Here is a 14,313-nt window from a genome sequence, read left to right as displayed (position 1 = left end):
GGAGCCAACCATAACATTTATTATCGTTAAATTTGCACCATATTTATGAAATTTCTATTTAAAGTTAGCCTCTTATTCTCAAAGCTTCCGCTCCGGGTGTTTTATATGATTTCAGATCTTATGTATCTTGTGATCTATCATATTGTCGGGTACCGGAGAAAAGTGATTTTAGAAAATTTACAAAATTCATTTCCCACAAAATCACCATTCGAAATTAAAGAAATTCAGAAGAAATTTTACGTGAACTTCTGCGATTATATCGTAGAAACATTCAAATCATTTACTATTTCTTCTACAGAACTTCGGGTTCGCGTACAGCATATCAATCAAGAAATTTTTCATGAGGCGAAGGCTGAAAATAAAAACGTGATCTTACTCGCGGGTCACATTTTTAACTGGGAATGGTATAATGCCTTGGCTACCATTATTCCACAGGAAAACAGCTTTCCTGTATATCGAAAAGTTCAAAATGGATTTTGGGAGGAAAATATTAAAACTTTACGAAATAGATTTGGCAATCAGGCTTTAGAAGCTAAAGAAGTGGTTCGGCACATTTTCCGGAATCCGAACGATGGTAATTCTGTTTACATGTTTGTTGCTGATCAAACGCCGCACAGTTCAGAAGTTACCTATGGTTTAAATTTCCTAAATCAGAAAACACCGGTTTTTGTAGGGTATGATAAACTTTCCACAAGAATGGATTTGGCCTTTGTATTCTGTGAAATGAAAAAAGTAAAACGCGGGTATTATCAGATAAACTATCACCGAATTTATCCCGACGGAGAAAAGTTTGTAGAGCACGAAGTTGTTAAAAAATTCCATCATTTACTTGAAAATACTATTAATAAAAGGCCAGATAATTATTTGTGGTCCCACAGAAGATGGAAATATCAGCAGGCAATCAAAGTAATGGGCTCCTAACTCTTTAACATTCTTTATACTAGCATTTTGAAATTAGCAATTGTTATACTGAACTGGAATGGTCGAAACTGGTTAGAAAATTTTCTTCCAAACGTCATTCAAAATTCTGGAGACGCTGAACTTTATATCATCGATAATGCATCGACGGACGATTCTGTTTCATATCTAAAATTAAATTTTACGAATGTGAAAATCGTACAGAATGATCGCAACTACGGTTTTGCTGGGGGTTACAATGAAGGACTGAAAAAAATTGAAAGCGACATTTACTGTCTCTTAAATTCTGATGTAGAAGTTACTGAAAACTGGATCCCTCCGGTGATGTCTCTTTTTGAGCTGGACGAAAACATTGCTGCTGTTCAGCCCAAAATTTTAGATTTTAACAAAAGAAATTATTTTGAATTTGCGGGTGCTGGCGGAGGCTTTATCGACAATCTCGGTTTTCCCTATTGCCGTGGGAGAATTTTTGAAAATATAGAAGAAGACCTGGGACAGTACAATGATGAGATCGAGATTTTCTGGGCTTCCGGGTGTTGTTTCTTTATCCGTTCAAAAGATTTTTGGGCGCAGAATGGTTTTGATGCGAGATTTTTTGCACATCAGGAAGAAATCGATTTGTGCTGGCGCTTAAAAAACGCAGGTAAGAAGATATTTTATACTGGAAAATCCAGTGTTTATCATGTGGGCGGTGGAACTTTAAATAAGCAAAGTCCGCAGAAAACTTTTCTTAACATTAGAAATAATCTTTCGATGTTATTAAAAAACCTTCCTTTCCCAGAGTTGATCTGGATTATTTTCATACGTTTTGTATTGGATGGTTTTGCCGGAATTTATTTTGCTTTTAAAAATGGAATGCCCCATTTTTGGGCTGTAATTAGAGCACACTTTTCTTTCTATTCACAGATAAGGACGAGCTTTAAATTAAGACAAAATCATCAAATAGCTCACTTTTATAAAGATAAATGGCTGGTTTTTAAAAATTTCCTATAAATATTTCGGTATACTTGATGTTTATTTAAAAATCTGAAATATATTCTCTACATTTATGATATGTTTATAAAAGTAGATTTATATTTAATTTCCATTATTATTGTAGCATTTATTCTCGCTATTGGTTTATTTATCTATTTTTTTCAACACAAATTTTTCTTTCATCCCGAAAAACTGCCGCCAGATTTCAAATTCGCATACGACCATTTAAAAGCAGAGGAGAAATTTGCAGAACCTGAAAAGGGCGCTACAATCAGTTATCTGCATTTTCAAGTTGATGATCCAAAAGGCGTTGTCATTTATCTAAAAGGAAATACCAAAAGCATTAAAGGTTGGGGAAAATTTGCGATCGACTTCACGCGTTTGGGATATGAGGTTGTAATGATGGATTACCGGGGTTTTGGTAAAAGCACAGGGAAAAGGACGGTAGAGGCCATGAAAAGAGATTCACAATTCATTTACGAGATTGTAAAAAATGAATTTAGCGAAGATAAGATTATTGTTTATGGACGTTCATTGGGTTCCGGATTTGCGGCCAGACTTGCCTCCAAAAACAATCCACGATTATTGATATTGACCTCTCCCATTTACTCTTTACTCAGAACAATTCATCGATATCTCCCTTTCATGCCGGCAAAGCCGTTTCTTCGGTATAATATTCCCACCTTTCAATATTTGAAGAATGTGCGTTGTCCTATTAAAATCATTCATGGAAGTGATGACAAGCTTGTCCCCATTAATACAGCAGTTGATTTGTCTGAAATAAACCCAAAACTGACGCGGCTTTATGTGATTTTGGGCGCTGGTCACATTGATGTTCATCAGTTTGAGGAATACCACCGCGTGATGGAAGAGATTTTCGAAGAACGGAAAGTTTTTATCGACACTGATAAAACAAGTTTCGGCTACTCTCACCGAAAGTAAAACCCTCATTATAAAATCAAAAAAATTATATTTGCTTAATTAAAAATTTTTAATGGAATTAATTATCATAATATTACTTGTGCTTCTTAACGGAGTTTTTGCAATGTCGGAAATGTCGCTGGTGTCCTCCCGAAAATTTAAGTTAGAGAATGCCGCAAGAAAAGGAAGCACCGCGGCAAAAAAAGCAATTGAACTTTCCGAGAATCCCACCAAATTTCTATCAACAGTACAAATCGGAATCACGCTCATCGGAATTTTACTTGGAGTTTATTCTGGGGAAAATCTGACCAATAACTTCAAACAATTCCTGGATCATTTTGAGGTCATCCAACCCTACTCTAAACCTTTAGCAACCGTTGGAGTTGTAATTTTCATTACCTATCTTTCCATCTTATTGGGGGAACTTTTGCCCAAAAGAATCGCGATGACTTTCCCCGAGCGTATCATCACCTTGCTTGCAAAACCGATGGATATTTTATCTAAAGTCACTTCTCCCTTTGTTTTTCTACTCACCAGTTCCAATAATTTATTATTGAAATTATTTGGAATAAAAAATACATCAGACAGTATTGTAACCGAGGAAGAAATAAAATCTATGGTAAGAGAAAGTGCACAGGAAGGGCAGATTGAGCATATTGAGCACAATATCGTAGAACGTGTTTTTGAATTGGGAGACCGTAAAATAAACACGCTTTTAACGCATAGAACCGCAATAACCTTTTTCAACATTAATGAAAGTTTGGACGAGATTTTAGCGAAATTAAAAAATGAAAAGCACAATGCATATCCTGTTACCTCTGGTAATAATTTGGATGATATTTTAGGGATCGTAATGTTGAAAGATATTTTTCCGATTGAAGATCCGATGAATTTCGATTTAAAAAAATATTTGCGACAACCCATTTATCTTAATGAAAATTACTATGCTTATAAGGTGTTGGAAATTTTTAAAAAAGAAAAAAATCATTACGGAATCGTAATCGATGAATATGGGAACACGGTAGGGATCGTCACCATGCATGACGTACTTGATGCTTTGGTGGGAAATACGGCGACCAATGAGAATTTCGATTACCGAATTGTCCAGAGAAGTCAAAACAGCTGGCTTGCAGATGCACAATTTCCCATCGTAGAGTTTCTTAAATATTTTCACCTGGACTACGAATTTGATAATAAAGATAACTATACCACGCTGGTTGGCTTTTTTCTAAATGAACATAACGGCACCACGGAAGTGGGCGACCTTGTAACGATTGAAGATCTGGAGTTAGAAATTATTGATAAAGACAGACAACGGGTTGATAAAATTTTAATCACCAGAAAACCACAGGTATCCGCTTAATAAATGAGTAAGCTTCTTCAATATTTTCAGGAAAAAGTTGTTTTTCTGCCGGTAGCTTTACCGACAGATCATGAATTTGACTTTGAGGAAGAATTTGAAGAATATCTTTGGGACACCCCATTTGAAGGTAAGATCAATGTTCTTCATTTTAAAATCAAGAATCCTAAAGGCGTCATTGCTTATTTTCACGGGAATGCAGACAATCTTCTTCGTTGGGGGAAAATCGCAAATGAATATACCAAGTTCGGATATGACGTTCTTGTCATGGATTACCGAGGCTACGGAAAAAGCGCAGGACCTCGAAATGAGGATTTTCTCTTTTCTGATGCGCAGTATTTTTATGATTTTGCCAAAAAAGAATATGGCGAAAAAAGAACGATTGTCTACGGAAGAAGTTTGGGAGGTTCATTTGCTATAAAAATTGCAGCAGAAAACAAACCGAAAGCCGTAATTTTGGAGGCTACTTTTTATAATCTTCAAGATATTGTGAATCGCTGGTTACCGAAAAAAGTGACCGACAAAGTTTCCCCGACCATGACGTATCATTTTTTATCCAATGAATATATTTCAAATGTTGAAGTCCCACTCTATCATTTTCATGGAACTAAAGATTTTGTGGTTCCTTTAAGATCCGGAAAAAAACTTTTTGAGCTGTTTGAGAAAAAGCAACCTAAAGTGGAAAAAAAATTCATCGAAATATCGGGTGCCACGCACAATGATTTAATTAAGTTCGAAGAATTTGTGACCGAAATAAAAAAGATATTATCTACTCCATAACTTTAAAAAGAATTTAATTCTTTACTAAAAATAATTATTCCCTATGCTAGATTTTTGCGCCATTGATTTTGAAACTGCCACTCACGAACGGAATTCTGCCTGTGAAATGGGAATCTGTGTGGTTGAAAATGGTGAAATTGTTTCTACAAAAACATGGCTCATTAAACCTCCAAGTTATCCTTATTTTCATCCCAGAAATATCGATGTACATGGAATTACGCCGCAAGAAGTGAAAAACGCACCGACTTTTGATGAAATTTGGCATGAAGCGCAGGAACTGATGTATGGAAATTTAATGATCGCTCACAATGCGGGTTTCGACGCAGGAGTTCTGCGAAGTTGTCTGGACTATTATGGTTTCTTTAAACCAAAATTGAACTATTTGTGCAGTATTTCATTAGCCAAAAAATCCTGGAAAAATCTGCCAAAATATGGTTTAAAAAGTCTAGCTGAAAATCATAATATTCAGTTTACTCATCACCGAGCGGGCGCAGATGCAGAAGTTTGTGCAAAGATTTCCCTTCTGGCTTTTAATCAATTGATGCTAACCAGAAATGATGAAGTGAATGAAGTATTGAAAAAGAATTTGAAAGTATTGTAAAACACTTTAGCGCGTGAAAAATTTCGGTGAGTAATTGAAGAAAAAGTGCTTTAATTATTTAAAACCTGCGATACCAAATTAAATTTCGGAACTTCAATTTCCAGCTGTTCTTTAGTAGATTGATTCACGCAGTAATAAATCCCCTGCATATTTCCAACCCCTGAGCGTAACATCACATTTGAAAAGTAAGTAAAATTGTCGCCCGGTAAAATCTCAGGTGTTAAACCTATTACGCCGTCTCCGGAAACTTCTGTAAATCCAAAACCCAAATCATAGATGAGCCATTTTCTGCGCAAAAGCTGAATGGGATCTTTTCCCAGATTTTCAATGGTAATGGTGTACCGAAACACAAAGCGATTTGCTGACGGGAAACTGTTTTTCACATCATATTCGGGAATAACCGTGACTTTGATATCGAAAGTAGTTGTTGAAAACATGGAAAAAATTTTGAATCTGTAAGTACAAAAATCCCGCCTTTATAGACGGGATTTTATATAATTTAGAAAAAATAATCTTCTGATTAAAGTTCTAAGGCTTTTCTTTCGTCGCCATCCATTAAAAATTCAACAGGATTGTCGATTGCTTCTTTTACTGCAACAAGGAATCCTACAGACTCTTTACCGTCGATAATTCGGTGATCATACGACATCGCAACATACATCATTGGGCGAATGACCACTTGTCCATCAATCGCCATTGGTCTTTGAAGAATGTTGTGCATTCCTAAAATTGCAGATTGTGGCGGGTTGATAATTGGCGTAGACATCATTGATCCGAAAGTACCACCATTAGTTATAGTAAATGTACCACCAGTCATTTCATCAACGGTAATTCTACCGTCTCTTACTTTTTCTGCCAACGATTTAATATTGCTCTCAATACCACGGAAAGACATCGTTTCTGCATTTCTCAATACCGGAACCATCAATCCTTTCGGTCCTGAAACGGCAATAGAAATATCGCAGAAATCATAATTAACTTTGAAATCGCCATCAATTGACGCGTTAACATCAGGATACATTTGTAATGCTCTGGTCACGGCTTTCGTGAAGAATGACATAAATCCTAAACCTACACCATGTTTTTGGGCAAATTCTTCTTTATATTGTTTTCTAAGTCTAAAAATTTCCGACATATCCACTTCATTAAAAGTAGTCAACATCGCTGTTTCGTTTTTCACTGTCACCAATCTGGCGGCTACTTTTCTACGAAGTACAGAAAGTTTTGTAGTGCTGGAAGCTCTGGATCCACTTGTAGAAGTCACAGACCCCATGGCCGGAACAGAAGCTACATCAGCATCCTGTTTCGTAATTCTTCCATCTTTTCCGGAACCTGATACTTGAGCAGCATCAATTCCTTTTTCGTCTAAAATTTTCTTGGCTGCAGGCGAAGGAGTTCCTGTTGCATAAGTTGCAGCTGCTTTAGGTTCTGCTTTGGGAGCTTCTGCTTTCGGAGCTTCTTTTACAGGTTCTGCTGCTTTTTCTTCAGATTTTGGTGCAGCATCACCACTAGGTTTTGCAGCAGAGGTGTCGATCAAGCATACGACTTGACCTACTTCTACGGCGTCACCTTCTTCTGCTTTCAAAGTGATGATTCCGCTCTCTTCTGCGGGCAGTTCCAAAGTTGCTTTATCAGAATCTACTTCTGCGATGGGTTGATCTTTTTCTACGTAATCGCCGTCTTTTACTAACCACGTCGCGATTTCAACTTCTGTGATGGATTCTCCCGGTGAAGGGACTTTCATTTCTAATATTGACATCGGATATATTTTTATTTTTGTTTATTATTTTAATTCTTTTAAAAACTGTATTGGTATAAACTGTCTAAGGATCGGAATCTGTTTTTTTTCAATAACGGTAAATTTCCAGTTTTTTAGGTTATGAGAACTGGCTATTGCTTCTTTTCCCATGCGCACTTCAAAAAACTTTGTACTGTCATTAAACTTTACATGATCTGCTCCAAATTCTTCCTGAAGAGCGGCATAAAACTGATCATTTGTTACATTTGGCATATTGAGTTTTATATCTAAACTCTGCCTGTAATTAATTTTGATATATGATTTATCACCTTCTTTTACAACATCTTTGCTTACAGCGATATCTTCCGGCTTATAAATTTTGAAGTCAATACCTTCCATATTGAACATTTGATCCATCAATTGAACCATCTGGTCTTTCGGAAATATTTTCAGAAAATCTTCATTCACATAAAGATCCAAAGCTTTATCAAAATTTTTCTCTGCAATTAAAGCATTAAAATCTCTAAACTGACCTTCTATATCCGACTGAATCGTCTGGGAGAAAGAGAGAACAGAGAAAGAAATACATAAAAATAAAAGCAGTTTTTTCATTTTAAAATTTATGCAGTTACGGGTCTTTTCGCTGGCTCATCATTTCTGTCAAAAACTCTGTTGATGACGTTATTCTGATTTCTTTCAAACATTTTATGACTTCCCGGCGCTGGTGAACCACTTGGTACCGGTGCGATCACCTCAATTCCTGTATCTCGGAAATGTCTTAGAATATAACCCCAAGCTCCCATATTCTCCGGTTCTTCCTGCACCCAAAGCAATTGTTTTCTGTTGCCGTACTTTTCCAGGACTTCTTTAATCTTATCTTGCTGTAAAGGATATAATTGCTCGAACCTTACCAAAGCGATATTTTCGCAGTTCAGCTCTTCTTTCTTCGCTAAAAGTTCGTAATAAATTTTACCTGAACACAATACCAGTTTTTCAATTTTGTCCGCGTTTGCCGTTTCATCATCAAGAATTGGCTGGAACTGTCCGTTTGCCAAATCTTCGAGTGGAGAAATTACTTTTGGATGACGCAACAATGATTTTGGAGACATTACCACCAAAGGTTTTCTGAAGTTCCATTTCATTTGTCTTCTCAACAAGTGGAAATAATTTGCAGGTGTTGTAGCGTTGGCCACAACCATATTATCATTGGCACAAAGTCCCAAAAATCTTTCTAAACGAGCGGAAGAATGTTCTGCTCCCTGGCCTTCAAAACCATGTGGAAGAAGCATGACCAAACCGGCCTGAATTTTCCATTTTTCTTCTGCTGCAACCAGATATTGGTCAATAATGATTTGAGCTCCATTTACAAAATCACCAAATTGTGCTTCCCAAATTGTCAAAGTATTTGGGGAGGCCATCGCATATCCATAATCAAAACCAAGCACTCCATATTCGGAAAGATGGGAATTATAAATATCGAATCTGTTTTCTGTAATATGTCTTAACGGAATGTATTCTTCTTCGGTATCTTCGGTTTTTACAACGGCATGACGGTGAGAGAATGTTCCTCTTTCAACATCTTCACCAGAGATACGCACATTGTGACCTTCTGTAAGCAACGTCGCATACGCTAACCACTCACTTAGTGCCCAGTCAATCGTATTGTCCTCAATCATTTTGATTCTGTTCTCAAAAAGACGGGTTACTTTTTTTATAAATTTCTTATCAACTGGCAAAGTTGACATTCTGATTGCCAATTCCTTTAGTGCTTTTAGATCAAATTTTGTGTCAACCGGAATTTTAATTTCTCCTTTTAAAGAGATAGGTAAATCTTTCCAGTCGTCGGACATGAAAAGATCCATGGTGTTTTTTTCAATTTCTTTGGAAGCATCGTAATTGTCATCCAAAAGATTTTTAAACTTCACTTCCATCTCTTTCAGAACATCGTTTGACAATATTCCTTCTTTGATCAACTGATCTTTATAAATCTCTCTTGGGTTCGGATGTTTAGAAATTAATTTATACAAATTAGGCTGTGTGAAACGAGGTTCATCACCTTCATTGTGACCATATTTTCTATATCCTAAAAGATCAATGTAAACGTCTTTACCAAATTTTGCACGGAAATCAGCAGCAAATCTCATAGCATGAACCACTGCTTCAACATCATCAGCATTTACATGCATAACGGGTGATTCAGTAACTTTAGCAATGTCTGTACAATAATTTGAAGATCTGGCATCTAAAAAATTCGTAGTAAATGAAACCTGGTTATTTACAACGATATGTACCGTTCCACCGGTTCTATATCCTTCCAAAGTCATCATTTGGGCAACTTCATATACAATTCCCTGTCCGGCAATTGCACCGTCTCCATGAATAACGATTGGTAAAACTTTTTTGAAATCTTTGTATTTGTTGTCCACTTTCGCACGGCAAATTCCTTCAACCAATGCTGCAACAGTTTCTAAGTGAGAAGGATTTGGTGTCAGGTTGATAGAAACCTCTTCCCCACTTTCTGTTTTTATTTTTTTAGACGAACCCAAGTGGTATTTTACATCCCCTGAGAAAACGTCTTCTTCAAATTCTTTTCCTTCGAATTCTGAGAAAATCTGCTTGTAAGATTTACCAAAAATATTGGTTAGTACATTCAGTCTTCCACGGTGAGCCATTCCTAAAACCACCTCATCGACGCCCAACTGAGAAGAACGGCTGATGAGTTGATCCAAAGCGGGAATTAAAGATTCACCTCCTTCCAGAGAGAATCTTTTTTGTCCTACAAATTTGGTATGCAGGTAATTCTCAAAAGCCACTGCCTGATTGAGTTTCTCCAAAATTTCGGTTTTCTCAGCGGCATTTAATTTGGGATGGTTTTCATTGACCTGCAACCATTCACGAATGAATTTTCTTTCGGCAACATTATTCACATGCATATACTCCACACCAATTGACTCACAATAAATCTTGTTAAGGTGATTCAAAATTTCCTGTAAAGTAGCAGCGCCCGGCAAACCTGTTTCGGCAGCAGAATTGAATTTTTTGTTTAAGTCATCTTTACTTAATCCAAAGTTTTCAATATCTAAAGTTGGTTCGTAATGTCTTCTCTCACGCACCGGATTGGTCTTGGTAAATAAATGACCACGATGTCTGTAAGCTTCAATTAAATTTAAAATTTTAAATTCCTTTTGAATGTCATCAGGAATATTGCCACTTTCAGCAGCTTTATTTGCCATTTGAACTGGCGCAGAAACCGGTTCGGTTTCATTATTTCTCCCAAAATCGTCACCGTAACCTTCGAGTGCAAAATCGAATCCCTGGAAAAAGGCTTTCCAGGAAGGTTCAAGGGAGTCTGGGTATTTTAAATATTGTTGGTATAAGTCTTCTATTAACTGGGAGTGCGCAGCATTTAGGAATGAAAATTTATCCATTATTTACTAATTATCTGTTGATTTTGATTTAAAGAACAAATTTAACAAAAATAAGTGAAGTATTAAAGCTAAAAAAACATAAAAGGAGCCCGTTAAGTAATTACTTGAAAACGGGGATGGATAATTTTAAAACCACTTTGCCATCGGTTGTTGGTTCTTCTAAAAATGTTTGCTGTAAATCACCGATCCGCATACTGTCTTTTTTCGCTTGATTGATTATTTGCTGAATGGATTTTATACGGTTTGCATACGTTCCCTGATAAAAAATAACGTAATTCTGAGAGGCATTTAAAGTTCTAAAACTGAAATTATTATCCGAAACACTTTCCTTTTTAGAAATTGGAATTCCATAAAAATAAGAAACCTCTTTATCCTTAAAATTATCCGGATCTGTAATTAGGACAGGTTCGCCATACTCATCGTCTTTTTTTGAAAGATCCATCTTTACAAAGTTCAATACTTTATTATGATTCATCACAATACTTTTGAAAAGTGCGTCTTTCACATTTTTGGCGCTCACATTTACACCTAACAGCAACTGGCTTTCCTGTTCTTCCACTATCAGACTGTCAAATTTCAAATTTTCCCGCCGGGTTTCTTTATCTACTTTATTCCCTAAAATTTGATAGAGTTTTTTCATACTCTGATCTACACTTTCCACAAAAAAATCTTCGGAAACTAAATTCAGAGATCTTTTAAGTAAAGGTTGCTTTGGAGTCTGAATGTACCAGATTACTTTGGTACTTTCGCCTTTCGGTATAAATTTTAAATCAATTAAATAGGGCGTATTTTTCTTACCTTCAAATAATTGGTATTTTAAAGTTTTTAAAGGGTTTTCATAACTAATAAAGACATCTCCAAAAACATCTTCATCTTTCATATCATGAAAAGTCATAGAGCTTCCTTTTCCTTCATAAGGTGAGAAAAACTCTACCTTCATATTTTTGTTATCTGAAAAAAAGGTATTCCAACGTGCAAAATTCTGGAGATTGGTAAACTGGGGAAATACTTTATCTACAGGATAAGCGATTTCTTTTTCGATCGTGAAGTTTTTATTTTCCGCGACAAAAAACATAGAAACAGCATAAACTGCCCCAAATAAAATAACTATGAAAAATCCAAATTTTAACCAACGCATGGGACAAAAATACATAAAAACATGACCAAAAAAAACACGGAAATCAAAATATGCCGTGTTGTATTATTAAAAATCAAAGGGATCCTCAGGAAATTTGCGTACCCGGTTGAATCACCGCATTCTTTTTCACGACAATAATACCATCTTTAATAGAATGGGTTTCATAATCACCATCTTGAAGATGAGTACCGCCAATAATTCTCACGTTGTCACCAATTCTACAGTTTTTATCTAAAATGGCGCGTTCGATATAACAATATTTACCGACGCCCAAATTAGGAATCCCTGATTTATCATTGGATACAATCTCATCGGTTTCCTGATAAAAATCGGCCCCCATCATATAAGAATTCATGATGGTACTTCCGCGGTCAACACGGCTACGGTTTCCGACAATTGAGTTCTCTATTTTATCTGCCATGACAATACAACCATCACCAAAAATTGCTTTGCTCACATAGGAACCCAGAATTTTGGAAGGAGGAAGCATTCTGGCCCGGGTATAAATGGGACATTTACTGAACAGATTGAATTTGGGGAAATCTGTTGTTAGATCCAAGTTGGCATCAAAGAAAGATTGAATTGTTCCAATATCCGTCCAGTAACCATCATATTGAAAACTCAGGGTTTTGTATTTTCCAATACCATTCGGAATTAATTCTCCTCCGAAATCATCACCGGCATCTTCATCAAACATTTTCTTCAATCCATTTTTATTGAAGACATAAATCCCCATGGAGGCTAGATATTCTTTACCTTCCGCTTTATTTTTTTCAGATACTTCAGATTTCCAGTCATTTAAAAGCTCGCCGGAAGGTTTCTCAATAAATGAAGTTACATTTCCTTCTTCATCAGATTTTAAAATACCGAATCCAGTGGCGTCCTGTGCATTTACGGGAATTGTGGCGATGGTAATATCAGCTTCATTGCGGCAATGGAAATCGATCATTTCGCGAAAATCCATTTGATAGAGCTGATCACCCGAAAGAATTAATATATAGTCGTAGTCATATTTATCTAAATGCTTCATGGATTGACGAACTGCATCTGCGGTCCCTTGATACCACTCATCACTTTCTATATTTTGTTCTGCGGCTAAAATATCGACAAAACCTTTGCTGAAAATATCAAAGTGAAAGGAATTTTTGATGTGGGAATTCAAAGAAGCAGAGTTAAACTGGGTCAGTACCAGAATTCTATTAAATCCAGAATTAAGACAATTAGAAATAGGAATATCAACTAACCGATACTTCCCGGCAATGGGAACCGCTGGTTTAGAACGTGTATTGGTTAATGGAGATAGCCGTGTTCCTCTTCCTCCACCAAGAACAATTGAAATGACGCTGGGTTTCATATAATTATATTTTAATTTAATGTAAAAATGATGCTTAACAATATTACTGCTTTTCCTGTACTAATCAAAATAAATTATGGTGACAAATGATATTCTTTGCGAATTTGACGGGCACTAAAATTTCTATTATAAAATTAGGGAGAAAGAAAAGATTATTGCTCTGTGTGAATAAAAAATAATATAAGTATTGAATCTTTTTCCATTTAAATGACAGAAAAAATTTCACTTTCAAAACTCATTATATAAATAATATTCTGCTTTTCCAGGGGAGAATTTTTGTTTAAACCTAAGATGGAAATCTTGAAATCTTGCCTTCCAGATCTTGAACTGTTTTTTTCAGATCACCTATCATATCTTTTAAATGGGCATAATCGGGCAGATAAGGTTTATAATCTTTTGGTAAAATACCAATGGTATAAGTCCATACCTGCAAAATATCTGATAACTGAATGTCATAAGGATCATAAAATGAATTATCTGCAGCTACCGTTAAACTGTTCTTTTTACTTTTAACATAGGTTTTAAAAGTGGTTCCTTCGGCAGTCACAAATATATATTCTTTACCCGGTTTTAGATCTTTCAAACTTTCCACATACTCTCCTACCACACAGGTTCCGTTAATAAATGGAGGCATAGAATCACCATCAGCCATAAATCCTCTAAACTTTCCGTGACCCAAAAAAGGGAGATAAATACGGGGGAGACTCTCAATATATTCGGGATCGCTGTAGCCATTCAGATATCCCATTGTAGCTTTTTGAGGAACGATTTCAATATAATTATTCCCCTCTGAATCTACCACTACGGGCAAGACTTTATTATTATCTGGCAGGTTGACCATATCATCTATAGGATATTTTCTAATGTCTAAAGTCAGGAGTAAATCAATACTGACCTGAAAAAATTTAGAGATCCTTATTAATATTTCATAGGGCGGCTCAGAACGGCCATCTTCGTATTTTGAATAGCGTACCCTGCTCATCCCAAGACTTTCTGCAAAGCTCTGTTGGGATAAGTTTTTTTTGTTCCGTAGAAACCTGATGTTATCTGAAAATATTGACATTGATACAAATTGTATCTGCAAATATAATAAAAATGAT

At 36.0% G+C, this 14,313-nt stretch carries 13 protein-coding genes; 6 read left to right on the top strand and 7 right to left on the bottom strand.

Going from position 1 to position 14,313, the window contains the following annotated elements:
• The first annotated feature begins 45 nt into the window (after positions 1-45).
• The 6 genes from EIB73_RS00950 to EIB73_RS00925 are packed head-to-tail and all read left to right on the top strand — an operon-like array spanning position 46 to position 5,555.
• A complete protein-coding gene (locus tag EIB73_RS00950; RefSeq protein WP_125021757.1) occupies positions 46-921 on the top strand; it encodes a lysophospholipid acyltransferase family protein in 876 nt (291 codons plus the stop codon).
• A 27-nt stretch (positions 922-948) separates the two neighbouring features.
• Entirely contained in the window at positions 949-1,911 is a 963-nt protein-coding gene (locus EIB73_RS00945; RefSeq protein WP_125021755.1) for a glycosyltransferase family 2 protein, read from the top strand.
• A gap of 60 nt (positions 1,912-1,971) precedes the next feature.
• Positions 1,972-2,835 carry an alpha/beta hydrolase gene (locus EIB73_RS00940; RefSeq protein WP_228411257.1) on the top strand — a complete coding sequence of 288 codons (864 nt, stop codon included), beginning with the start codon at positions 1,972-1,974 and terminating at the stop codon, positions 2,833-2,835.
• A gap of 52 nt (positions 2,836-2,887) precedes the next feature.
• Positions 2,888-4,177 carry a hemolysin family protein gene (locus EIB73_RS00935; protein ID WP_125021753.1) on the top strand — a complete coding sequence of 430 codons (1,290 nt, stop codon included), beginning with the start codon at positions 2,888-2,890 and terminating at the stop codon, positions 4,175-4,177.
• Between the two features lie 3 nt (positions 4,178-4,180).
• Positions 4,181-4,954: an alpha/beta hydrolase gene (locus tag EIB73_RS00930; RefSeq protein WP_125021751.1), complete on the top strand. Its 774-nt coding sequence runs from the start codon at positions 4,181-4,183 to the stop codon at positions 4,952-4,954.
• Between the two features lie 43 nt (positions 4,955-4,997).
• The gene (locus tag EIB73_RS00925; protein WP_125021749.1) at positions 4,998-5,555 is read left to right on the top strand and encodes a 3'-5' exonuclease; all 558 of its coding nucleotides are present in this window, start codon (positions 4,998-5,000) and stop codon (positions 5,553-5,555) included.
• 50 nt (positions 5,556-5,605) lie between these two features.
• Here the strand turns inward: EIB73_RS00925 and apaG are convergent, their stop codons facing one another.
• The 7 genes from apaG to EIB73_RS00890 all read right to left on the bottom strand — a co-directional run bounded on the left by apaG (position 5,606) and on the right by EIB73_RS00890 (position 14,276).
• Positions 5,606-5,992 carry a Co2+/Mg2+ efflux protein ApaG gene (gene apaG, locus EIB73_RS00920; protein WP_125021747.1) on the bottom strand — a complete coding sequence of 129 codons (387 nt, stop codon included), beginning with the start codon at positions 5,990-5,992 and terminating at the stop codon, positions 5,606-5,608.
• Between the two features lie 83 nt (positions 5,993-6,075).
• Positions 6,076-7,314, bottom strand: a complete 1,239-nt coding sequence (gene odhB / locus EIB73_RS00915) for a 2-oxoglutarate dehydrogenase complex dihydrolipoyllysine-residue succinyltransferase (RefSeq protein ID WP_125021745.1) — start codon at positions 7,312-7,314, stop codon at positions 6,076-6,078.
• A gap of 24 nt (positions 7,315-7,338) precedes the next feature.
• The gene (locus tag EIB73_RS00910) at positions 7,339-7,905 is read right to left on the bottom strand and encodes a hypothetical protein (protein WP_125021743.1); all 567 of its coding nucleotides are present in this window, start codon (positions 7,903-7,905) and stop codon (positions 7,339-7,341) included.
• Between the two features lie 8 nt (positions 7,906-7,913).
• Positions 7,914-10,721 carry a 2-oxoglutarate dehydrogenase E1 component gene (locus EIB73_RS00905; protein WP_125021741.1) on the bottom strand — a complete coding sequence of 936 codons (2,808 nt, stop codon included), beginning with the start codon at positions 10,719-10,721 and terminating at the stop codon, positions 7,914-7,916.
• Positions 10,722-10,821: 100 nt separating this feature from the next.
• Complete coding sequence (locus EIB73_RS00900; RefSeq protein ID WP_125021739.1) at positions 10,822-11,859, bottom strand: SRPBCC family protein; 1,038 nt, start codon at positions 11,857-11,859, stop codon at positions 10,822-10,824.
• Positions 11,860-11,944: 85 nt separating this feature from the next.
• Entirely contained in the window at positions 11,945-13,213 is a 1,269-nt protein-coding gene (locus tag EIB73_RS00895; protein WP_125021737.1) for a glucose-1-phosphate adenylyltransferase, read from the bottom strand.
• Positions 13,214-13,499: 286 nt separating this feature from the next.
• On the bottom strand, positions 13,500-14,276 hold the full coding sequence (locus EIB73_RS00890; RefSeq protein WP_125021735.1) for an XRE family transcriptional regulator: 777 nt from the start codon (positions 14,274-14,276) through the stop codon (positions 13,500-13,502).
• Positions 14,277-14,313: the final 37 nt, after the last annotated feature.

Origin of the sequence: Kaistella carnis (assembly GCF_003860585.1) — a bacterium.
GTDB lineage: Bacteria > Bacteroidota > Bacteroidia > Flavobacteriales > Weeksellaceae > Kaistella > Kaistella carnis.
Note: the sequence above shows the minus strand (reverse complement) of the source record. Positions and strands in the feature narration are given on the sequence as shown.

Excerpts from the sequence above, each read along its gene's own strand:
- EIB73_RS00950 (WP_125021757.1), top strand. The coding sequence starts at position 46 with ATGAAATTTCTATTTAAAGTTAGCCTCTTATTCTCAAAGCTTCCGCTC.
- EIB73_RS00940 (WP_228411257.1), top strand. The coding sequence starts at position 1,972 with ATGTTTATAAAAGTAGATTTATATTTAATTTCCATTATTATTGTAGCA.
- EIB73_RS00935 (WP_125021753.1), top strand. The coding sequence starts at position 2,888 with ATGGAATTAATTATCATAATATTACTTGTGCTTCTTAACGGAGTTTTT.
- EIB73_RS00930 (WP_125021751.1), top strand. The coding sequence starts at position 4,181 with ATGAGTAAGCTTCTTCAATATTTTCAGGAAAAAGTTGTTTTTCTGCCG.
- EIB73_RS00925 (WP_125021749.1), top strand. The coding sequence starts at position 4,998 with ATGCTAGATTTTTGCGCCATTGATTTTGAAACTGCCACTCACGAACGG.
- apaG (WP_125021747.1), bottom strand. The coding sequence starts at position 5,992 with ATGTTTTCAACAACTACTTTCGATATCAAAGTCACGGTTATTCCCGAA.
- odhB (WP_125021745.1), bottom strand. The coding sequence starts at position 7,314 with ATGTCAATATTAGAAATGAAAGTCCCTTCACCGGGAGAATCCATCACA.
- EIB73_RS00910 (WP_125021743.1), bottom strand. The coding sequence starts at position 7,905 with ATGAAAAAACTGCTTTTATTTTTATGTATTTCTTTCTCTGTTCTCTCT.
- EIB73_RS00905 (WP_125021741.1), bottom strand. The coding sequence starts at position 10,721 with ATGGATAAATTTTCATTCCTAAATGCTGCGCACTCCCAGTTAATAGAA.
- EIB73_RS00900 (WP_125021739.1), bottom strand. The coding sequence starts at position 11,859 with ATGCGTTGGTTAAAATTTGGATTTTTCATAGTTATTTTATTTGGGGCA.
- EIB73_RS00895 (WP_125021737.1), bottom strand. The coding sequence starts at position 13,213 with ATGAAACCCAGCGTCATTTCAATTGTTCTTGGTGGAGGAAGAGGAACA.
- EIB73_RS00890 (WP_125021735.1), bottom strand. The coding sequence starts at position 14,276 with ATGTCAATATTTTCAGATAACATCAGGTTTCTACGGAACAAAAAAAAC.